Origin of the sequence: Castellaniella sp. (assembly GCF_036379515.1) — a bacterium.
In the GTDB taxonomy this organism is placed as follows: Bacteria; Pseudomonadota; Gammaproteobacteria; order Burkholderiales; family Burkholderiaceae_B; genus Castellaniella.
Genome location: NZ_DASVGN010000008.1, coordinates 30,190 through 51,276, shown reverse-complemented (window position 1 = coordinate 51,276; position 21,087 = coordinate 30,190). Strand labels below are relative to the sequence as shown.

The following is a 21,087-nucleotide window of genomic DNA, read 5'->3' as shown; positions in this document are numbered from 1 at the left end:
CCTCGTTAAGGGGTCGGGTTCACAGTTCCAGGAAATTGCGCAGCAGCGCGTGGCCGTGTTCACTCAGGACTGACTCCGGGTGAAACTGCACGCCGTAGACGGGGAGTGTCTTGTGGGCGACACCCATGATCTCGCCGTCCGCCGTTTGCGCCGTCACGGTCAGGCATTCCGGCAGGCTTGCCCGTTCGATGGCCAGAGAGTGGTAGCGCGTGACGTTGAAGGGCGAGGGCAGGCCTTTGAAGACGTCGGTGCCCGTGTGGGTGACAGGTGAGACCTTGCCGTGCATCACTTGCTGCGCGCGCACGACTTTGCCACCGAAGGCGGCTCCGATGGCCTGGTGCCCCAGGCAGACGCCCAGAATGGGCTTGCGACCGGCGAAGGCGCGGATCAATTCGACCGTGATGCCTGCTTCTGCGGGTGTGCAGGGGCCTGGAGACAGGCAGATCTTGTCGATGTCCATGGCTTCAACTCCTGCGAGGTCGGTCTGATCGTTTCTGACGACCTGAACCTCGGCACCTAGTTCACCCAGGTATTGCACCAGGTTATAGGTGAACGAGTCGTAATTGTCGATCATCAGAAGTTTCATTCCGGGCTCCTGAACGCAGCAGGGCGAACGGCTGTGGCGCGCAGACGTGCCGCGCGTGCGGACTGCTGGAGTGCGCGCGATGCTCGGGTCGGCGAAGCGCCGTACGGGGGAATGAAACAGAATCCGGTCATGGTCTTCCTTGGTCAGGAGCCGCCGCACCGGAGACAGATTCTTGAGAACGTTTGCCTGCCAGAACGGCGGCAAAGTGTGCGATGAATCACGCAGAAGGGTGCCGCCCCTAAGAGAGGCGCCACCAAGACGATACGTGTGTGCTCGCGTGAAAATGCATGCAGGGATTCTACTGTGCGTTCGTGGTGTTGTCGAGAAGGGTAAATACTGACCTTGGTGCAGCCTTGGGGGGCAGGGGACAATGCCATCGAGGCGGAGGTTTTGGAGCGATTTATCGATTTAAATGGTATTACCATTTAGCAACTCTAGTTGAAATGGTCAAACCATACAAGATTGACGTTTAAAATCTCATTACACACGTAATTCGTTGAATTCAAATGAGCAATTTTATAGAAAGCATCGGTAGTAAGGGTAAGTACTAGGTATGATTGCTGTTGACCTCCCCATGAGGACATCCTTAAAATCCGCGCAACGTTGAATAGAACTATAACTGGTCAGTCCAATCTACAGGCGCTGTAGAGCGGGCTGGCCGCACTTTTACTGCTCGGAGCTTCAAAGGATGTCACCCATCTGGCAACAAAATTACGATCCAAGCGGCCACATCTGGTTGTCGGCCCTGGTTGCCTGCCTGCCCATCTTGGTCTTCTTCGTGTGCCTGACCGCCTTGCGCCTGAAGGGCTGGCTGGCCGGCACCTTGACGGTCCTGTCCGCACTGGCCGTGGCGTTGTTTTTCTACGGTATGCCGGTCGATCAGGCCCTGGCATCAGCGGTTTACGGTTTCTTCTATGGTTTGTGGCCTATTGCCTGGATCATCATCGGTGCGGTGTTCCTCTACAAAATCTCGGTGAAGACCGGGCAGTTCGACACTATTCGCGAGTCGGTCCTGAGCCTGACGGCAGACCAGAGACTGCAAATGCTGCTGGTGGGGTTTGCGTTCGGGTCCTTCCTGGAGGGGGCAGCGGGTTTTGGCGCGCCTGTGGCCATCACGGCGGCCCTGTTGGTAGGCTTGGGATTTCAGCCGCTGTATGCCGCTGGCCTGTGCCTGGTGGCCAATACAGCTCCCGTGGCCTTTGGTGCCTTGGGCATCCCCATTATTGTGGCCGGGCAGGTCACGGGCATCCCGGCATTCTCCATTGGCGAGATGGCGGGTCGCCAGTTGCCGTTCCTCACGATCTTCGTACTCTTCGTGATCATGGCGATCATGGATGGCTGGCGCGGTGTGAAAGAAACCTGGCCAGCCGTGGTCGTGGCGGGTGGCAGCTTTGCCGGCACCCAGTACCTGACGTCGAACTTCATCGGCCCCGAGCTGCCTGACATCACGTCGGCATTGGTCTCGCTGGTGGTCTTGTCCGCGTTCTTGAAAGTCTGGCGGCCGGCCTCGATTTTCCGCTTCTCATCCAGCGGCAAGGGGGCGGAACACCTGGCCCCCGATGCGCAAGAAGCGCAGGCTTCCGGGCGGCGCTTCACCACGGGCGAAATCGCGGCAGCCTGGTCGCCGTTCATCGTGCTCACCATCATGGTGACGGTGTGGTCGATTCCGCCCTTCAAGCATTTGTTTGCGGCGGGCGGCCCCCTGCAGGGCTGGATCGCCAGTCTTCCCGTGCCGTACCTCGATGGCCTGGTGCAAAAGATGCCGCCCATCGTGTCACAGGCGACTGCCTACGGTGCCGTCTACAAGTTCGATTGGTTTTCGGCGACCGGGTCAGCCATCTTTATTGCTGCCTTGGTCTCGATCGGTCTGGCTCGCTTGAAGGTGTCCACCGCGGCGGGGGTGTTTGCTGAAACCCTGAAGGAACTGGCCGTTCCGGTCTACACCATCGGCATGGTGCTGGCCTTTGCCTTCATTGCGAACTATTCTGGCTTGTCGGTCACGATCGCGCTTGCGTTGTCGTACTCGGGGCATGCTTTTACGTTCTTTTCGCCATTCCTGGGGTGGCTGGGTGTGTTCCTTACCGGGTCTGATACGTCGTCCAACGCGCTGTTTGCAGCCTTGCAGGCGGCCACGGCGCATCAGATCGGAGTGCCCGAGGTTCTCCTCGTGGCGGCCAACTCCACGGGTGGTGTGACTGGCAAGATGATTTCTCCGCAGTCGATTGCGATTGCCTGCGCTGCCGTGGGTCTGGTGGGGCGCGAATCGGATCTGTTGCGGTTCACGCTGAAATACAGCCTGCTGTTTGCCGCCATCGTGGGTGCGATGACCACCTTGCAGGCCTATGTATTGCCGTGGATGATCCCTGCGGTGTGAGATATTCAATCATGAGGTCGCATGCGCTTGTCTGATCGCCTTGCCGAGCAGTTGCTGGTCTTGATCGATGAACAAGGTCTGGCACCGGGTGCCCGTCTGCCGTCCGAACGGCAGCTGGCGCTTGACCTGGGGGCCTCTCGCCCCTCGATCCGAGAGGCTATCCAGCAACTGGCGAGCCGTGGCCTGCTCGAGAGCCAGCAAGGCGGCGGGACCTTCGTTCGGTCAAGTGCTGCGTCCCTGGCCGGAGGCTCCCGACGGCAACTGGTGCAGTCGCTCAACGAGCTTGTATCCGACGATCTCGAATATCGCTATGACGTGCTCGAGGCGCGTTACGCGCTCGAGGGTGGTACGGCCTGGCATGCTGCACTGCGTGCGACTCCCATGGATCGAAGCCGTATCCAGGACCGGTTCGACGACATGCTGCGCTTTCAGAGCAGTGACGATCCGGGGCAGTCGGCGAAGGCGGATGCGCAGTTTCATCTGGCGATCGCCGAGGCTTCGCATAATCTGGTGCTGATCCAGATGATGCGAGGAGTCTTCGAACTCCTGCGCGCCACCGTCACCGAAAATCGCCAGCGCATGTACACGCGCCGGTTCACGCTGGACCAGCTTACGGCCCAGCATAGGGCCCTGATGCAGGCCATTCTCGATGGAGACCCCGAGATGGCTCGGGCCACCGTCTGGCAGCATCTGGATTTCGTGCACCAAAGTGTGCGGGCATTGGATGAAGACGAGGCCCGTCGGGCGCGTTCGTCTCGCCTGCCTTCTTTTTATGACTGACTCATGATCATTTCTGCTTCCACGGATTACCGTGCGGCCGCCAAGCGCCGCATTCCTCCCTTCCTGTTCCATTACGCGGACGGCGGCGCCTATGCCGAATACACCTTGCAGCACAACGTCAGCGACCTGTCGGGGATTGCGCTGCGTCAGCGGGTGTTGCGGGACATGTCGTCTTTGGACTTGAGCACCCGGGTGTTTGGCGAATCGCTGGCGATGCCGGTGGCTCTGGGGCCGGTGGGCTTGTGTGGCATGTATGCGCGCCGGGGCGAAGTCCAGGCCGCGCGCGCTGCCGACAAGCACGGCATTCCGTTCACGATGTCGACGGTCTCCGTATGCCCGATCGAAGAGGTGGCGCCAGCCATCAGTCGGCCCATGTGGTTCCAGCTCTATGTCCTGAAAGATCGCGGCTTCATGAAGAGCGTGCTCGAGCGGGCGCAGGCAGCGGGCGTGTCCACGCTGGTTTTCACGGTGGACATGCCAGTCCCGGGGGCGCGCTATCGTGATGCACATGCGGGCATGAGCGGGCCGTATGCAAAGTGGCGTCGGTACTGGCAAGCGATGACGCATCCGTGCTGGTCCTGGGATGTCGGGCTATGGGGGCGTCCGCACGATCTCGGAAACGTGTCCCACTACCTGGGCAAGCCCACGGGGCTTGAAGACTACATCGGCTGGTTGGGCGCCAATTTCGATCCGTCGATTTCCTGGAAAGACCTGGAATGGATTCGCGATTTCTGGAAGGGGCCCATGGTGATCAAGGGAATTCTCGATCCGGACGATGCGCGCGACGCCGTGCGCTTTGGTGCCGACGGCATCATTGTGTCCAATCATGGCGGCCGTCAGCTCGACGGTGTGCTGTCTTCGGTCCGAGCCTTGCCGCCCATCGCGGACGCGGTGAAAGGGCAGCTGGCGCTGTTTGCCGATTCGGGCGTTCGCACGGGGCTGGACGTGGTGCGCATGCTGGCGCTGGGCGCGGACATGGTGCTCCTGGGCCGGGCTTTCCTGTTCGCGTTGGGAGTGGGCGGCGAGGCAGGGGTCTCGAACCTGTTGTCTCTGATCGAAAAAGAAATGCGTGTGGCCATGACACTCACGGGTGCCCGCACGATCGCCGACATTACGGCCGATTCGCTGGTTCGCGCGTAAGCACGCCTTCACGGGCCGCCATTGCGGCGGCTCGAGAAGGCAGCCGGCTTCAGATGGGCTCGTCCAGGCCGAACTGGACCTGTTCTGCGGCCCGTAGCAGGGCGCGCGCCTTGGCCTCGGTTTCCAGATATTCTTTCTCGGGATCCGAATCAGCCACGATGCCGGCCGCGGCCTGCACGTACAGCATGCCGTCGCGGATGATGCCGGTGCGGATCGCGATGGCCAGATCCATCTCGCCGCCGTAGCTCATGTAGCCGGCAGCGCCCCCGTATATGCCGCGCCGCACGGGTTCGAGCTCGTCGATGATTTCCATGGCGCGCACTTTGGGTGCGCCCGTGAGGGTTCCGGCCGGGAAAGTAGCCCGCAGCACGTCGATGTTGCTCATCCCGTCGTTGAGTTCACCGCGCACGTTGGACACCAGATGCATGACGTGCGAGTAGCGCTCGATGGTCATGGTGTCGGTGACTTCGACTGTGCCGGTCTTGGCGACGCGACCGATGTCGTTGCGCGCCAGGTCGATGAGCATGACGTGCTCGGCGCGCTCCTTGGGATCGGCGAGCAGTTCCTTTTCCAGACGCAGATCTTCTTCCTGGGTGGTACCGCGCTTGCGCGTACCGGCCAGTGGACGGATGGTCACGGTTTCGTGGGTCTTGCCCTCCAGGGTCTCGTGGTCCTTGCGCACCAGGATTTCCGGCGAAGCGCCCACGATGTGGAAGCTGTCGAAATTCCAGTAGTACATATAGGGCGACGGGTTGAGCGAGCGCAGCGCCCGATAGAGTGACAGCGGTGAATCACGGAAGGGCTTGGCAATCACTTGCCCCACTTGAACCTGCATCAGGTCGCCAGCGGCGATGTATTCCTTGGCCTTGTGTACGGCGGCCAGATAGTCTTCCTTCTTGAAGTCCCGCTCGGTAGGTGTCTGCATGCTGGCATAGGCGTAGGGGATCACCACCGGGGTGCGCAGCTTTTCGCGCAATGCCTTCAGGCGGCGGCGAGCCAGGGCATAGGCTTCAGGCTGCTGTGGGTCTGCGTAGACGATCAAGTAGGTGCGCCCGGCCAGATTGTCCACGATCACCAGTTCGTCCACGTGCATGAGCATGATGTCGGGGGTTCCGGGCTGCTGACTCGCAGGCAGCGGCTTGACGCAGGGGCCCAGGCGGGGTTCGATGTGGCGCACCGTGTCGTAGCCGAAGTAACCCGCCAGTCCCCCCGCAAAGCGCGGCATGCCGGGGCGCAGTGCCACCTTGAAGCGGGCCTGATAGGCCTCGATGAAGGCGAGCGGGTCGCCCTCGTGGGTTTCCACGACTTGCCCTTTGGTGACGACTTCCGTGGTGGTCCCTGTGGCGCGGATGAGCGTCTTGGCCGGCAATCCGATGAACGAATAGCGTCCGAACCGCTCGCCGCCGACGACGGATTCCAGCAGGCAGCTGTTGCGACCGGCCTCGGGACCGGCGTGCGCCAGCTTTAGGTAGATGGCCAGCGGCGTGTCCAGATCGGCGTACGTTTCCGCGATCAGCGGAATGCGGTTATAGCCTTGGGCGGCCAGTGCGTTGAATTCGATTTCTGTCATAGGGGTCTCTGGGTGGAAGAGGGGCCGGGACAGAATGAAAAACCCGGCCAGTCTGTGGTCCGGGTTTGGAGTGTGCGGTCAGACGATGTTGCGCGCCGACCAAGTGCTCATTGCCCGGATCAGGAATGCCACCAGCGCCAGTAGGCGCCAGAGGTGATCGGGTAATAGCGAAGCAGTTTCATGCGGGTTCGGTAGGCCTGGTCGCGCAGCCTGCCCATTGGGCGGCCTCGATAAGGGAGCCCACTATAGCATCCGCAGGGAGGCTCTGCACGGGGCGCCCTTCATTGTAGCCGTAAGGAAGCGCCAGCATGGGGATGCCGGCGGCCTGCGCAGCCAGTGCGTCGTTGATGGAATCGCCGATGAACAGGGCTTGGTCCGGGGGCACATCGAGCTGCTTGCAGGCGTACAGCACGGGCATGGGGTCGGGCTTCTTTTGTGTGCAGGTATCGCCGCACACGACCACATCGAAGAAGTCGACCAGTCCGTGATGGCGCAGAAGCGGACCAGTAAATTCGGTGCTTTTGTTGGTCACCACCGCCATCTGGCAGCCTGCTGCGCGGAACAGGTTCAAGCCTTCCAGGACCCCAGGGTACGGGTGGCTCTGTGTGCCGCTGAGTCGGCGGTAGTGCTGTGTGTAGCAGGCCAGGCCGCGTGCGACGAGTGCATCATCGGCTGTAGCGCCGTCGTGTTGCAGGGCACGAATCACCAGCTGCTCCGCGCCTTTGCCCACGTAAGTAGCCAGGATGTCCTGGGCAACAGGTGCCATCCCGAGATCGTGGCGCATGGCGTTGGCCGCGCCCGCCAGGTCGGGGATGGTGTTGAGCAGGGTGCCGTCCAGGTCGAACAAAATGGCGGAAAAACGCATGAGGACTCCAGTGTTCAGGCGCTGCGGCGGCGTGCGTCGCCTTGGGCGATCCCGGCCCGCAGCGCGGCAATGGTGGCAGTGTAGTCGGGTTGCCCGAAGATGGCCGAACCCGCCACGAAGGTGTCGGCCCCAGCCGCGCGGATGTCGGCAATGTTGTCGACCTTCACGCCACCGTCCACTTCCAGTGCAATGACCTGGCCGCCTTCTGCGGTCCAGCGGTCGATGCGGTGGCGTGCCTCGGCAATCTTGGCAAGTGTGTGCGGGATGAAGGATTGGCCGCCGAACCCGGGGTTGACGGACATGAGCAGGACCAGGTCCAGGCGTTCCATGACGTGGTCCAGCCAGTGAAGCGGCGTGGCGGGGTTGAGCACCAGCCCTGCGCGGCAGCCGTGGTCGCGGATCAACGCCAGAGTGCGGTCCACGTGGTGCGAGGCTTCCGGATGAAAGCTGATGACGTTGGCACCCGCTTTGGCAAAGGCGGGAACCAGTGCGTCGACGGGTTCTACCATCAGGTGCACATCGATGGGGGCTGTGGTGTGTGGACGCAGGGCGGCGCACACCATGGGCCCCATGGTCAGATTGGGCACGAAGTGGTTGTCCATCACGTCGAAGTGGATCCAATCGGCGCCAGCGGCCATGACCTGCGCGACTTCTTCTCCCAGGCGGGCAAAATCGGCAGACAGCAGACTGGGGGCAATGTGAGCAACGGGCAGGTCGGTCATGGCAAAAGCAGTTCTCGGTGTGTCATGATGTAGGATTGCGATCTGCTCGCATTTTAGTGCACCCTCTTTCAGCATGAAGAAGCTTTTGTGGTCTGCGGTGTTGCTTGCCGCCCTGAGCGCCTGCAGTACGGTTCCCGTCAAGGAGTCTGGTGCGCCAGGACCCGCAGCTGCGGTCCCCGAAGGGCCCCTGGTCGTTCCCGCGCTTTCTGCGCTCCCCGATACACCTGCGCGCGTGCTGCAGGGGCGGTATGCCCCCGTGGGCTGGCAGAACCTGCCAGGCTGGTCGGCCGACGACCTGTCCCACGTCTGGAAGGGCCTTCTGAACGATTGTCGGGGCCTGATGCGCCCGGCCGGGTCGTTGGCAAGCCCGGCGCGCGCCAATCCGCGTGCCTGGCAGCCGGTTTGCCAGGCGGCGGTGCAATCCGGCCTGGGTCCGGATGCCCCGGGTGACGTGGTTCGCCAGTTCCTGCAGGCTCAGCTGCGGCCGTGGCGCCTGGAGCTCGCCTCCGGCCGGCCAGCCAGTGGCATGGTCACGGGTTATTACGAACCCCTGATCCACGCTTCGCGCACGCGGGGCGGTGTCTATCAATGGCCGCTGTATGCGACGCCGGCGGATTTGCTCACGATTGACCTGGGATCGGTCTATCCCGAACTTGCGGGCAAGCGGGTGCGCGGCAAGCTCGAAGGCAAGCGCGTCGTGCCCTACGACACGCGGGCCGAGATCGCCGCAGATCCGGCACGCCAGCCTCCCGTCATCGTCTGGGCCAATGACCCGGTCGAGGCTTTTTTCCTGCAGATTCAAGGGTCTGGCCGTGCCATTTTGCCTGATGGTTCCGTGATTCGTCTGGCGTACGCCGATCACAACGGCCGGCCTTATGTGTCGATTGGGCAGTGGTTGGCCCGCCAGGGGGCGATGCCGCTGGCGCAGACTTCCATGCAGAACATCAAGCGGTGGGCACGCGCGCACCCTGATCGCGTGCAGCAGATGCTCAACGTGAACCCGGCCATGGTATTTTTCCGTGAAGAAGCCATCACGGACTCCGAGCTGGGGCCGAATGGGGCCTATGGCGTACCTCTGCAACCGCAGCGTGCGATTGCGGTGGATACGCGCTTTGTGCCGCTGGGCACCCCCGTCTATCTGGACACCCAGCGGCCAGGAGGAGGTCCTTTACGGCGCCTGGTGTACGCCCTGGATACCGGGGCGGCGATCCAGGGGGCCGGTCGGGCGGACTTCTACTGGGGGACCGGTCCCGAGGCCGGTGCGCTGGCGGGTCGCATGAAGCAGACGGGCGAAATGTGGCTGTTGTGGCCCACTGCTGCGGGCGCGCCTTCGGCCCGATGAACGCAGGGTGCTTGAACCTGCCATATGGCGTTGCAAATCCTGGCCGGTGGGGGCTGGGGTGCAGGTTAATATGAGCGCATGAAAACTCAGGAATCCATCCTCGTCGTCGGGACCGGTATTGTGGGTCTGGCCTGTGCGCTGGCGCTGGCGCGCCAGGGGCAAGAGGTCCGCCTGCTGGGGCCCCGGCAGGCGCTGGCCGATCCCGCAGAGGATGTGTATTGCCCCCGGGTGTACGCCTTGTCCGAGTCCAGTCGGGTGTTGCTGGATCGCCTGGGTGCCTGGCGCCTGCTGGATGCGCGGCGCATGTGTCCGGTCGAAGCCATGGAAATCTACGGAGACGCCGACGGTGCCGTCAATCTGTCTGCCTGGCAGGATGCGCGCTCGGCGATGGCCTGGATCGTTGAATCCAGCGCGATCGAGCGGGCGTTGCGACAGGCAGTTGACGTGTTTGGAGTGCCTTGGGTCGAAGACACGTTTGCGTCGCTGCAGACGGTGTCGGGTGGGGTTCAGGTGACGACGGTGGGCGGGCAGGCCTTGGCGGTCAGCCTGCTGGTCGGTGCCGATGGCGCACGATCTTCCGTGCGCCAGGCAGCCGCCATCGAGCACACCTATGTGCCGTATGGCCACATGGGTGTAGTGGCGCATCTCGATCTTGAGCGTCCTCACCAAAATCGCGCTTTCCAGTGGTTTACGGGCGACAGCGTATTTGCGGTGCTCCCCATGCCGGATACGGCGCAGGGCTCGCAAGGGTCGCTGGTCTGGTCGCTGCGCGAAGGCCGCGCTCGCGAATGGCTGGCAATGTCGTCCGAGGCGCAGCAATCTTTCCTGGCAATGCATGCGCAGGCCATCTGTGCGGGCCGCTTGGGCCATCTTGGCCTGCGGGCGCGTCCACAGGGGTTTTCGCTCAGTCTGGAGCGTAGTGCGCTGGTTGCATCTCACGTGGCCTTGGTCGGGGATGCGGCGCATCGCGTGCATCCGCTGGCGGGTCAGGGCTTGAATCTGGGACTGAGCGACGTGCAGGCGCTGGCCGATGTCATCGAGCAGCGCGAGTCGTTCCGCGCGCTGGGCGATGAACGTGTCCTGGCACGGTACCGTCGTTCGAGGGCCGAGCCTGTCTGGGCCATGGTGCTGGTCACCGATGGCCTGCAAAAATTGTTCGACGTGCCCTATGCACCGGTTGCTTGGGCGCGCAACGCTGGCATGCGGGTAGTGGATACGCTGCCATTTCTGAAACGCCGCCTGGTTCGGGCGGCTGCGGGCCGCTAGGCGGCTGTTTTTCTCGAGGTTCTTACATGCGGTTTTCTTTGATTCTGGCAGCGCTCTTGATGGGTGTCAGCGGTGCTGTGTGGGCGCAGCCGGCGGCCACTCCAGCCCCTGCGACCACCCCCGCCCCTGCGACCACCCCCGCCCCTGCGGCTGCCCCTGCTCCAAGCGCGGTTCCCGCGACAGAAACGACGCCTGCCGAGTCCATGTCTCCGGCTGCAAAAGCGGCTGACGATGCGGCGCTGCCCGCAGCGCAGACGCAGGCCATCACCAAGGCGTTTGAAGCTCAGTTTCCGGGCATTCACGTCGACGGGGTGAGATCCACGCCTGTGCCAGGTATCTTCGAGGTCCAGGTGGGGATGGATCTGCTGTATACCAACGCCACTGCCACTTACGTGTTTCAGGGGTCGCTCATCGATGCCAAGGCCAAGCGTGATCTGACGGCAGAACGGCTGGAAACCTTGCAACAGGTGGCATTCGACACCTTGCCGCTGAAAGACGCCATCAAGATCGTGAAGGGCGACGGATCACGCAAACTGGCGACCTTCGAAGACCCGAACTGCCCCTATTGCAAACAGCTGCACCAGACCATGCAAAGCGTGGACAACGTCACGGTCTACGTGTTCCTGTATCCCATCCTGGCGCCAGATTCCATGAGCAAGTCGCGCGACATCTGGTGTGCCAAAGACCCCGCCAAGGCATGGACCGACTGGATGGTCGACGGCAAGCCTGCCGCCAAGGCCGATTGCAAGACGCCGTTGCAGGCCAACCTGGCGTTGGGTCAGAAGCTGAACGTGCAGGGGACCCCGGCCTTGTTCTTTGCCAATGGCACGCGGGTCAATGGCGCGTTGCCTCTGGATTCCCTGAAGCAGAAGCTGGACGCCGAAGGCAAGAGCTGAGGCAGGCACGCTGCTGCCACGCGGCAGCGCAAAGGCCACCCTCGAGGGTGGCCTTGTTGTTTACTTGAGCAAAGTCCAGGCCCCGTTCTTCACGGTGATCATCTCGCGGCCGCGTTGGTCAAAGCCGCTGTGGTCTTCGGGGCTCATGTTGTAGACGCCCTGGGTAGCGACCAGTTCATGCGTCTGTTCCAGTGCGTCGCGCAGCGCGCTGCGAAACGCTGGTGTGCCTGGCTGTGCCTTTTTGGCGGCAATGGGAATGGCGTGTTGCAACAGCAGCCCTGCATCGTAGACGTTGGCACCGAACGTAGCGGGGCGTTCGTGATAGCGTGCTTCGTAGCGGTGGATGTAGTCTTCGGCGATGGCCCTGGAAGGATTGCTGTCCGAGATCTCGGGCAACACCAGCATCAGGCTGGCAGCCAGGATAGTACCGTTCACCGCCTTGCCGCCGAATTTCAGGAAGGCGGGCAGCGCCGCCCCGTGTGTCTGGTAGAACTGGCCCTTGTAGCCTTGTTGCACGAGCGTGGTTTCAGGAAGCGCGGCAGCGGCGCCGGTGCCGGCCACCAGGATCGCATCCGGGCGTGCGGCCAGGAGCTTCAGCGCCTGGCCCGTCACGGAGCTGTCGGTGCGCTGGTATCGTTCGGCCACAGTCAGCTTGAGGCCGTTTTCTTTGGCCAGCTTGCTGAACACCTGATACCAATCGTCGCCGTAGGCATCGGCAAAGCCTATGAACCCTACGGTGTGGATGCCACGCTTGACCATGTCCTTGACCAGAGCGTGCGCGATGATGCCCGTGTTCTGCGTGGTCTTGAACACCCATTTCTTTTGCGGCGTCATGGGGAGCACCACAGCTGCCGTGCCCACCGGCGCCAGCATGGGCGTGCCGGATTCGGCCACGAATTGCAGCACGCTCATGGCGTTGGGAGACCCGGTGGGTCCGATGATGGCATCGACGTGGTCGTCTGAAATGAGTTTCTTGAAGTCAGTGACGGTCTGTGTGGGGTCGCTGGCGTCGTCCAGCGAAATGTACTGGATGGTTTGGTCGCCTGCGCGAGCAGGCAGGAGCGGTACGGTGTTCTTCTGGGGAATGCCGACCAGTGCGGTAGGCCCCGTGGCGGAGGTCACCACCCCGATCTTGACCTGCGCCTGAGCGGCCAGCGGCTCTGCTGCGAGAGTGGCGGCAGCCAGCAGGGCTGCCAAAGGGGAAAGTCGCACGATGAGGTCTCCGGATTTTGAATTTTGGTGCGCGTCGGCCGTGACGATGACCCGGCGGACGCCAGCGGAAATTCTACCGGGATTTGCCAGACCCGACTGACCGGTGCGTCGGGCCTGACGATTGCATTAGAACTCGGTCCACTCTTCGTTGTCGTCCGCCGGATGGCTGGGTGCCTTCAGGGCTGGCCTGGCCTTGGGCTGCGGCTTTGCTGCAGCCTCGGCGCGGCGCGCGCGCTGAGGAGCTGGGCTGATGACTTTTTCGGGTGCGGCCGGCAAGCGTGGGGCTTGGGTGGGTGCCGATGCAGCCTGTGCGGATTCGCTACGCGGAGCCTCGGTCCTGTTGGTTTTGCTCGCCGAAGCGCTGACTGCGTCCTGGTCGATTCGGAAGCTTTCGACCAGATGGGCCAGTGCGTTGGCCTGTTCCTGAAGACTGCTGGCAGCCGCCGCAGACTCTTCGACCAGGCTCGCGTTTTGTCGCGTGACGTCGTCCATTTGCGTGACGGCGGTGTTGATCTCTTCGATCCCCGTGGTCTGCTCGCGGTTGGCGGCGCTGATTTCGCCCATGATGTCGGTCACGCGGTTGATGCCGTCCACGATGTCCTGCATGGTGGCGCCCGCATGGCTGGCCTGCTCGTTGCCCTTGCCGGTGGATTGCACCGAAGCGTCGATGAGGGTCTTGATCTCTTTGGCGGCCGAGGCGCTGCGCTGGGCCAGTGCGCGGACTTCAGAGGCAACCACGGCAAAGCCGCGCCCTTGTTCGCCGGCGCGGGCCGCCTCGACGGCGGCGTTCAGCGCCAGGATGTTGGTCTGGAAGGCGATGGAGTCGATGACGCTGATGATGTCGGCGACCTGTTGCGACTTCTGGTTGATCTCGCCCATGGTGGCGACGAGTTCAGCCACGATGGTGCCGCCGTCGGTGGCGGTCTTGGCTGCCGCTGAGGCCAGGGTGTTGGCCTGGTGGACGTTGTCTGCGTTCTGGCGCACGGTGGCGGTGATTTCTTCCATGGTGGCAGCCGTCTGCGCCAGGGAGCTTGCCTGTTGCTCGGTACGGGAGGACAGGTCCAGGTTGCCGGCCGTGATCTGCGCGGCAGCCGATGCAATGGAATCGGCCCCGGTGCGCACCTCGGTCACGGCACCGCGCAGATTGGTCGTCATGATGCCCAGCGCCCGCATGAGCTGGCCGACTTCGTCGTGGTGTTTTGCCTGGATGTCACGCGTGAGGTCGCGCTGCGAAATGGCATTGGCCGCCCCCAGCACGAAAGCCAGGGGGTGCGTGATGCCGCGTGTCGTGCGCCAAGCGAAGAGCGGGCCCAGGAGGAGTGCCAGCAAGGTGGCGATGGCCAGGACGATCAACCCCAGTTCGCTGTCTTTCACACCCTGTGCGAAGAGCTTGCTCACGTAGTCGTTTTGAAACGCGGAAAGCTTGTCGATTTCGCCGATGTACTGAGCGGTGATCTTGGGCATTTCCTGGTTGAAGAATTTGTCGGCTTTGTCGTAGTCACCGTTGTCCAGATCCTTGAAGGCCTGGGTGCGGCCGTCGACGTAGGTTTTCTGGGTTTTCAGGGCCTGATCGAAGAGCGCGATGGCCTGCGGATCCCGGATAGAGTCGCGGATTTCTTTCTGCAGGTGCAGTGACTTCTTCTCGGAGGCGTTCATGCCCTTCTTGAAGACGGTCAGAACGTCTGGGTTGGTCAGGTTTGCGGCGGCCAACGCCTGATTGGTGTTGACTTCCACCTGACGTGCCCACTGGAGCATCAGGTCATTGGCGTCTTGCCGGGATTGCAGGAACGTGGCGCTTTGCGCCGTGTCCAGCATGCGCCAGGCGCTGATGCCGGAAATGACCAGCAGCAATGCGATGATGAGTCCGAATCCCAGCGCAAGCCGGGTGCCGATTTTGAGGTTTTGCATGAATGCCCTCGGGCGATGGCTGAGAATCTCCGATTCGCACGGGCAGCCGGTCACTCGTGCGTCTCCAATCTTTTGTGTCAGATTGTACGGAGTGCCACTGATTTCAAAGGGCGCAAAAAGAGCCGGTTATTGCCTCTGTTTGTGGCTCAGGAGTCGTAGCCCCGGGGGTTCTGCGACTGCCAGCGCCAGGTGTCCGCCATCATCTGTGGCAGCCCGCGGCTCGCGTGCCAGCCCAGTTCGCGCTGCGCTTTGCCTGGATCGGCCCAACAGGCTGCGATGTCGCCGCTGCGGCGAGGCGCCAGTGTGTAAGGGATGGTGCGTCCGCTGGCGGCCTCGAAAGCGTGGATCATCTCCAGCACCGAGTAGCCCGTGCCGGTGCCAAGATTCCAGACGTGGGCCCCCGTGTGCTGCTGCAGATAATCCAGCGCCGCCAGATGGCCCTGGGCCAGGTCGACGACGTGGATGTAATCGCGTACCCCCGTGCCATCTGGCGTGGGGTAGTCGCTTCCAAAGACCGAGAGCTGCTCCAGTCTCCCCACCGCCACTTGGGCGACGTACGGCAGCAGGTTGTTGGGGATGCCCTGGGGGTCCTCCCCGATGCGGCCACTGGCGTGAGCGCCGACCGGGTTGAAATAGCGCAGCAGAGCGACGGACCAGCGGGGATCGGCGTGTGCCAGGTCTTGCAGGATCTGCTCGACCATGAGCTTGGACCCGCCGTAGGGATTGGTGGGGGTACCGGTGGGGCAGGTTTCGGCGATCGGAACTTGGTCGGGGTCGCCGTAGACTGTGGCTGAAGAGCTGAACACCAGCCGTCGAACTCCAGCGGCCTCCATGGCTTCGCACAGAGTGATGCTGCCCGCCACGTTGTTCTCGTAGTACCGCAGCGGCTCCCGCACGCTTTCGCCCACCGCCTTCAGGCCCGCAAAATGCACGACGGCGGTGATGGAAGTATGCGAGAAGAGGTGGTCCAGCAAGGCGCGATCACGGATGTCGCCTTGTACAAAACGAGCCGTGCGGCCGGTGAGTTCGCCGACGCGCCGCAGGGACTCTTGTGAGCTGTTGCTGAGGTTGTCCAGTATCAGAACGTCCTGCCCGCCGGACAGGAGTTCCAGAACCGTATGTGAACCGATGTAGCCGGCTCCGCCGGTGACCAGGAGTGTCATGAAGGTAGCATGTGCATTGAAATGCCCATGCTACCAGCATCACTGGCAGGCGGTCAGGTCAGGCCTTGGGTGTGTAGGCGCTGCACCAGCCCTTGTCGGAGACGTCCTGGCCCTGGAAGATCGGACAGGGACCCCAGGGCTCGCCTGGCTTGCCTTGATAGAGCTGACAGGTCGCGCAGTGCTCGCCTGGTTTGTACTTGGGCTCGGCCTTGGCATCGACGAGCGTGGCGTCGTGCTTGTAGCCCAGCTGCTTGGCAAGCGGGCTGTTTTCGTCCACGTGCTGCGCGGCCATAGCCTGACGTTGAACTGCCAGCGCAGAAACCACGCCTGCAGAAACCACGCTTGCACTTGAAATGAGAAAGTCACGTCTTGTGGTCTTCATAGAAGCTCCTTGTCATGAAAATCCTCGCGGCCTGAATTGGCTTTTTGAGGTCCATTATTCACTTCGCATCCCGCGCTGACAAGCCGGGCGCCCGTCCATCAGCGCACCGTGAGCCGGTAGACCTGGGTACTGAGCCGAGTCAGGCCTCGCGCCGCAAACTTGGGTTCTTTGTCCAGGATGTCGCGGGTTTCCAGGCATTCGACCAGGCAGCGATCCCGAAAGTGCCGCTGAACTTCTTCATCGGGTACGGAGAACGGCGGACCCTGCATCTGGTCTTGCGCATAGTCGATGGTCAGCAGCAGGGTTCGACAGCCTTGAGGCAAGCGGTGATAGACGCGTTCCACATAGCGCCCGCGCAGCTCCGGCGTCAGTGCGATGAGTGCGGCCCGGTCGTAGCACCCCTGAATGGAGGCCAGGGTCTCGGCTTTGAGTGTCATCACGTCGCCGCACAGGTACTGGATGGCACCGGCTTCGTACAGCGTGCCTTCCGGCGTCTGCTGGCGAGTCAGCTGCAGTTTGTGTTCATCGAAGAACTGCGCGATGGCGATGGGCGAGAGTTCTACCGCCAGGACCTTGTACCCCTGGCTGGCGATCCAGGCCACGTCCAGCGACTTGCCGGCCAGAGGCACCAGGACCTGTGATCCCGCCGGAATACGCAGCCCCGCCCAGTGTTTTTGCAGCAGCGGCATGACGCGCGTCTGGTGAAAGCCGGTCTGGCCATGCTCCCAGCGATCCAGCCAAAATTGAGTGTCCATGAGGGGGCTCCTTGCCGCAAACAATGTAGCTGTCAGTGTGGCAGAAAACAGCGCTGGCTGTCTGGACTCTGTGACCTCCTCCAGGGGGAATTCGGGGCCGTTCTGGCGTCCGCCCTTGAAGCTTGCTCTGTTGATATGTTGCAAATATATTTATTGAATATTAGACTGGGGCTTTCGCCTCGACAAGGCAGGAGATCTCATGAACATCGACGGAATCCTGGTTCCCATCGTGACGCCGTTTGCAGCAGATGGCAGCGTCAATCTGGCGGCCCTGCGCCAATTGGTCGAACATTTTGTCCAGTCCGGTGTCGCCGGGATCGTGGCCTGTGGCACCACCGGCGAATACTACGCGCTGGATGAATCCGAGCGCGAGCAGGTGTTGCGCACGATCGTGCAGACCGTGGCAGGGCGCGTGACGACGGTGGCCGGCATCAATGCCCTGGCTACCACGCAGTCGATTCGCTATGCCGAGCAGGCAAAGGCGCTGGGCTACGATGGCTTGATGTGTACGACGCCGCCTTATAGCTTGGCCAGTCAGGAGGGTATCCTGCTGCACTTTCGGACCCTGGCCGCATCCACGGCCCTGCCTATCGTCATGTACGACTTTCCGCAGCGCGTGGGCGTGCAGATTGCGGAAGAAACCGTGCTCGAGCTCGCCAAGATCCCGAATATCGTGGCGATCAAAGAAAGCAGCGGCAACTTCAACCGGGCGCTGTCGCTCGTTCAGGCCAGGATTCCAGATTTTCAGGTGATCTGCGGCGCAGACGACACCGCCGCCGATTTTCTCTTCTGGGGCGTGCGCAGCTGGATCAGCGGGGGCGCCAATGTCTTCCCGGCTGAACAGGTGGCGATGGTGAAGGCTGCTGCTGAAGGCCACTGGGATGAAGTCCGGCGTCTGATGAACGGCATGTACCCGGTCATTCAGGCCATGGAATCGGGTGACTACAACCAGAAAGCCAAGTTGGGTTGCCGCCGCCATGGGGTGGATGCGGGAACGGTGCGCGTGCCGCTGGCGCCACTGTCTGCCGAGGACGAACAGACGTTCCTCGCACAACTGAACGCCTATCGGAACTAGGGAGGCATCATGCCGCAGACCAAAGAACAGGTGTTTGCACAGGCCCGCGCAGGTCGTTTGTGGGCAGGCCATCTGATTCCCGGCCATGACACTCCGGGGACCGAGATCAACAATACGACCCCGATCGACAACAGCGTGATTGGTGCGATCGAGAGCGGGATCGCCGCGGATGTGGACTTGGCGGTGAAGGTGGCGCGTGCCACCTTCAAGTCCGGCGAATGGTCTGCACTGGCACCCGCCGAGCGCAAGCGCGTGATGCTCGCCTGGGCGGATCTGATGGAGGCCCATCTGGAAGAGCTGGCCGCGCTGGATTGCGTCGATGCGGGCAAGCCGATTTCCGAATGCCTCAACACGGATCTGCCGGCCACGGTCGACACGTTTCGCTGGTACGCCGAGGCGGTCGACAAATGTTTTGGCCGTGTGGCACCGACGGGCCCGGGTGCCATGGGTCTGATCGTGAAGGAGCCCATTGGGGTCGTCGGCACGGTCTTGCCCTGGAATTTTCCAGCGCAGATGTACGCCTGGAAGGTAGCACCGGCTTTGGCGGCCGGCAATTCGGTCATCGTCAAACCCGCTGAACTCACCTCGCTCAGCGCCTATCGCATGACGCAGCTTGCGTACGAAGCGGGCGTGCCCTTGGGAGCCTTGACACTGGTCACGGGGTTGGGTGAAGAAGTGGGCGAGGCGTTGGGACGGCACATGGACGTGGACGTGGTGTCTTTCACCGGGTCCACCGAAGTCGGCCGTTACTTCCTCAAGTATTCCGCCGAGAGCAACTTGAAAGAGATCGTGCTGGAATGCGGCGGCAAAAGCCCGCAGGTGATCTTTGACGATGCCGATCTGGACGGTGCCGTCGATCACGTGCTGGCCGCTGCCTTCTGGAACATGGGTGAGAACTGCAGCTGCGGTTCGCGGCTCATCGTGCAGTCCGGTATCAAAGATGCGTTGATTGCCCGTCTGCGGGATCGCCTGGCGAAATGGAAGGTGGGCTTGCCCACGGACGAGTCCGTGCAGATCGGTCCCATGGTCGAACGCGCCCATTTCGATAAGGTGCAGGGGTTTCTCCAGGGGGCCGTGGCAGAAGGTGCCCGTTTGGTGCATGGGGGACAGGTCCATTCCGAACTGGGCAGTGGCTGGTATGTAGAGCCCACCATTTTTGATCAGGTGACGGCCGGATCGCGCCTGTTTCAGGAGGAAGTCTTCGGCCCCATCCTGGCCGTGACGCCTTTCGAGACCGAAGAAGAGGCCGTTGAACTTGCGAACGACAGCCACTATGGGCTGGCGGCTTCGGTGTACACGCTGGACGTACGCCGCGCGCAGCGCGTGGCGCGAGCGATTCAGGCGGGAACCGTGTCGGTCAACGGGTTTTCGGAGGGCGACATCACCACACCGTTTGGTGGCTACAAGCAGTCTGGCTTTGGCGGGCGCGATAACGGCCTTGAAGCGCTGGATCAGTACCAGCAAACCAAGACAATCTGGTACGTGAATACCTGAAAGCAGGGCAAGCCCACCTTCGGGCTTAATTGGTCTGCAGGGCGTTGCCGCAGGGTCGGTAAATCCCGGATCGCGCAGTGACGCGACCCGTATCATAATGAGGGTGCTAAAAAGGTAGCGGGCTTTACTGGCCGCACAAAGCCAGCAGCAAATGTCGAGTCCGCGAAACAACCAAGGAGACTTCATGAAGACATCCGTTGGGTTTGCACTGCGCAAGTTGCTGTTGCCCGCTCTGTGTGCGTCCATTTTGGTACCGGTGGTGGCCCAGGCAGAGACTCTTACTGTCTGGTGGAACAAGGGCTACTACCCTGAAGAAGACGCCGCCATCAAGGACATCGTCCACCAGTGGGAGCAAAAGACCGGCAACAAGGTTCAGCTCACTTTCTACAGCACCGAAGATCTGCCGACCAAGCTGACCGCTGCGGTGAACGCGGGCAGCGTGCCAGACGTGGCCTACGAAGATGTCGGTGATTTTGCGCAGACCCCGCAACTGGCTTGGGATGGGCGCCTGACTGATCTGTCAGATGTTGTCGGCCCCGCCAAGAATCTCTATACCAAGACGGCTCTGCTCACGGCGCACCTATACAACAACAAGGACAAGAAGCGTAGCTACTATGCCGTGCCGATCAAGCAGCAGGCCATGCACGTCTTCTACTGGAAGTCCATGCTGGCGAAGGCCGGAAAGACCGAAAAGGACATTCCGCAGCAGTGGGATGGATACTGGAAGTTCTGGGAACAGGTTCAGGACACGCTGCGCGCCAAGGGCGAGCGCGTCTATTCCCTGGGTCTGACCGTTTCTTCGACGGGTACCGACAACTACTATCTGTTTAACCAGTTCATGCTGTCCTACGGGGCGCACATGGTGAACGAACAGGGCAAGCTCACGGTCGATGATCCCAAGGTCCGCGAAAGTGCGATCCAACTGATTACTTTTCTGGCGGATGTCTACAAAAAGGGCTATGTTCCTCCGGGGGCTGTCAACTGGGGGGATTCAGACAATAATTCCGCCTTCTATTCGCACCAGATCGTCATGACGTTCAACGCCAGCCTGTCGATTCCGGCAGGCAAGCAGGGTGATCCGAAGATCTACCATGACATTGTGACCATGCAGCCCCCTACCGGGCTGGATGGTAAACCCACGCCCAGTCTGGTGGCCGTCAAGTCTGCTATCGTCCCGGTTGGCGCCAAGCATACAAAACTGGCCAAGAGCTTCCTCAGCTTTCTGATCCAACCCAAGGAACTTGGCACCTATCTGCATGCGTCGCAGGGTCGCTGGCTGCCCGTGATGCCCAGTATCATCAAGGCTGATCCATTCTGGACCAACCCGGACAACCCGCACGTGCCGGTGGCTGTGAAGCAAGAGGTCCTGGAACCCACGGAACCCTGGCCGCAGGCACTTAACCCCGCCTATGCCTTCGTCAATTCGCAGCAGGTATGGGGGCGTGCGGTCGGTCAGGTTCTGGTCAATGGCATGAAACCGGAGGCAGCGGTAGACCAGGCCATTACTCAGATCAAGCAGATCTTCTCCAAATATCAGATTCATGAGTAATAGGGTCC

The 21,087-nt window shown here is 61.9% G+C and carries 18 protein-coding genes; 9 read left to right on the top strand and 9 right to left on the bottom strand.

Translation table 11 applies throughout. The annotated features are described in order from the left end of the window. Positions 1-19 precede the first annotated feature (19 nt). Complete coding sequence (locus VF285_RS02280) at positions 20-586, bottom strand: aminodeoxychorismate/anthranilate synthase component II (protein WP_346950995.1); 567 nt, start codon at positions 584-586, stop codon at positions 20-22. 688 nt (positions 587-1,274) lie between these two features. Between VF285_RS02280 and lldP the strand changes: the two genes are divergently transcribed. Genes lldP through lldD form a run of 3 tightly spaced genes read left to right on the top strand, consistent with a single transcriptional unit; the run spans position 1,275 to position 4,880 of the window. Beyond that, positions 1,275-2,960 (top strand): L-lactate permease, encoded by a 1,686-nt coding sequence (gene lldP, locus VF285_RS02275; protein WP_346950994.1) that lies wholly within the window; start codon positions 1,275-1,277, stop codon positions 2,958-2,960. A gap of 21 nt (positions 2,961-2,981) precedes the next feature. Continuing rightward, positions 2,982-3,740 carry a transcriptional regulator LldR gene (gene lldR / locus VF285_RS02270; protein ID WP_346950993.1) on the top strand — a complete coding sequence of 253 codons (759 nt, stop codon included), beginning with the start codon at positions 2,982-2,984 and terminating at the stop codon, positions 3,738-3,740. 3 nt (positions 3,741-3,743) lie between these two features. Beyond that, entirely contained in the window at positions 3,744-4,880 is a 1,137-nt protein-coding gene (gene lldD / locus VF285_RS02265) for an FMN-dependent L-lactate dehydrogenase LldD (RefSeq protein WP_346950992.1), read from the top strand. Positions 4,881-4,929: 49 nt separating this feature from the next. Here the strand turns inward: lldD and trpE are convergent, their stop codons facing one another. The 3 genes from trpE to rpe form a co-directional block, all read right to left on the bottom strand. Then, positions 4,930-6,450, bottom strand: a complete 1,521-nt coding sequence (gene trpE, locus VF285_RS02260; protein ID WP_346950991.1) for an anthranilate synthase component I — start codon at positions 6,448-6,450, stop codon at positions 4,930-4,932. 178 nt (positions 6,451-6,628) lie between these two features. After that, complete coding sequence (locus VF285_RS02255; protein WP_346950990.1) at positions 6,629-7,315, bottom strand: phosphoglycolate phosphatase; 687 nt, start codon at positions 7,313-7,315, stop codon at positions 6,629-6,631. Positions 7,316-7,329: 14 nt separating this feature from the next. After that, the gene (gene rpe / locus VF285_RS02250) at positions 7,330-8,037 is read right to left on the bottom strand and encodes a ribulose-phosphate 3-epimerase (RefSeq protein WP_346950989.1); all 708 of its coding nucleotides are present in this window, start codon (positions 8,035-8,037) and stop codon (positions 7,330-7,332) included. Positions 8,038-8,110: 73 nt separating this feature from the next. On the opposite strand from rpe, the gene VF285_RS02245 reads away from it, so the two are divergent. From VF285_RS02245 to VF285_RS02235, 3 genes are all read left to right on the top strand, one after another. Further along, positions 8,111-9,379 carry a murein transglycosylase A gene (locus VF285_RS02245; protein WP_346950988.1) on the top strand — a complete coding sequence of 423 codons (1,269 nt, stop codon included), beginning with the start codon at positions 8,111-8,113 and terminating at the stop codon, positions 9,377-9,379. Positions 9,380-9,457: 78 nt separating this feature from the next. Continuing rightward, complete coding sequence (locus VF285_RS02240; protein ID WP_346950987.1) at positions 9,458-10,645, top strand: FAD-dependent monooxygenase; 1,188 nt, start codon at positions 9,458-9,460, stop codon at positions 10,643-10,645. 59 nt (positions 10,646-10,704) lie between these two features. Then, a complete protein-coding gene (locus tag VF285_RS02235) occupies positions 10,705-11,541 on the top strand; it encodes a DsbC family protein (protein WP_414648049.1) in 837 nt (278 codons plus the stop codon). A 60-nt stretch (positions 11,542-11,601) separates the two neighbouring features. On the opposite strand, the gene VF285_RS02230 is transcribed toward VF285_RS02235, so the two are convergent. The 5 genes from VF285_RS02230 to VF285_RS02210 form a co-directional block, all read right to left on the bottom strand. Further along, the gene (locus tag VF285_RS02230) at positions 11,602-12,756 is read right to left on the bottom strand and encodes an ABC transporter substrate-binding protein (RefSeq protein ID WP_414648048.1); all 1,155 of its coding nucleotides are present in this window, start codon (positions 12,754-12,756) and stop codon (positions 11,602-11,604) included. 123 nt (positions 12,757-12,879) lie between these two features. Then, positions 12,880-14,661 (bottom strand): methyl-accepting chemotaxis protein, encoded by a 1,782-nt coding sequence (locus VF285_RS02225; RefSeq protein ID WP_346950984.1) that lies wholly within the window; start codon positions 14,659-14,661, stop codon positions 12,880-12,882. Between the two features lie 146 nt (positions 14,662-14,807). After that, entirely contained in the window at positions 14,808-15,824 is a 1,017-nt protein-coding gene (gene galE, locus VF285_RS02220) for a UDP-glucose 4-epimerase GalE (protein ID WP_346950983.1), read from the bottom strand. Between the two features lie 58 nt (positions 15,825-15,882). Then, entirely contained in the window at positions 15,883-16,206 is a 324-nt protein-coding gene (locus VF285_RS02215) for a high-potential iron-sulfur protein (protein ID WP_346950982.1), read from the bottom strand. 98 nt (positions 16,207-16,304) lie between these two features. Next, on the bottom strand, positions 16,305-16,961 hold the full coding sequence (locus VF285_RS02210; RefSeq protein WP_346950981.1) for a thiopurine S-methyltransferase: 657 nt from the start codon (positions 16,959-16,961) through the stop codon (positions 16,305-16,307). Positions 16,962-17,160: 199 nt separating this feature from the next. Between VF285_RS02210 and dapA the strand changes: the two genes are divergently transcribed. From dapA to VF285_RS02195, 3 genes are all read left to right on the top strand, one after another. Next, positions 17,161-18,036, top strand: a complete 876-nt coding sequence (gene dapA / locus VF285_RS02205; RefSeq protein ID WP_346950980.1) for a 4-hydroxy-tetrahydrodipicolinate synthase — start codon at positions 17,161-17,163, stop codon at positions 18,034-18,036. 9 nt (positions 18,037-18,045) lie between these two features. Then, positions 18,046-19,530: an aldehyde dehydrogenase gene (locus VF285_RS02200; RefSeq protein ID WP_346950979.1), complete on the top strand. Its 1,485-nt coding sequence runs from the start codon at positions 18,046-18,048 to the stop codon at positions 19,528-19,530. 184 nt (positions 19,531-19,714) lie between these two features. Then, positions 19,715-21,079 carry an ABC transporter substrate-binding protein gene (locus VF285_RS02195; RefSeq protein WP_346950978.1) on the top strand — a complete coding sequence of 455 codons (1,365 nt, stop codon included), beginning with the start codon at positions 19,715-19,717 and terminating at the stop codon, positions 21,077-21,079. Positions 21,080-21,087 lie beyond the last annotated feature (8 nt).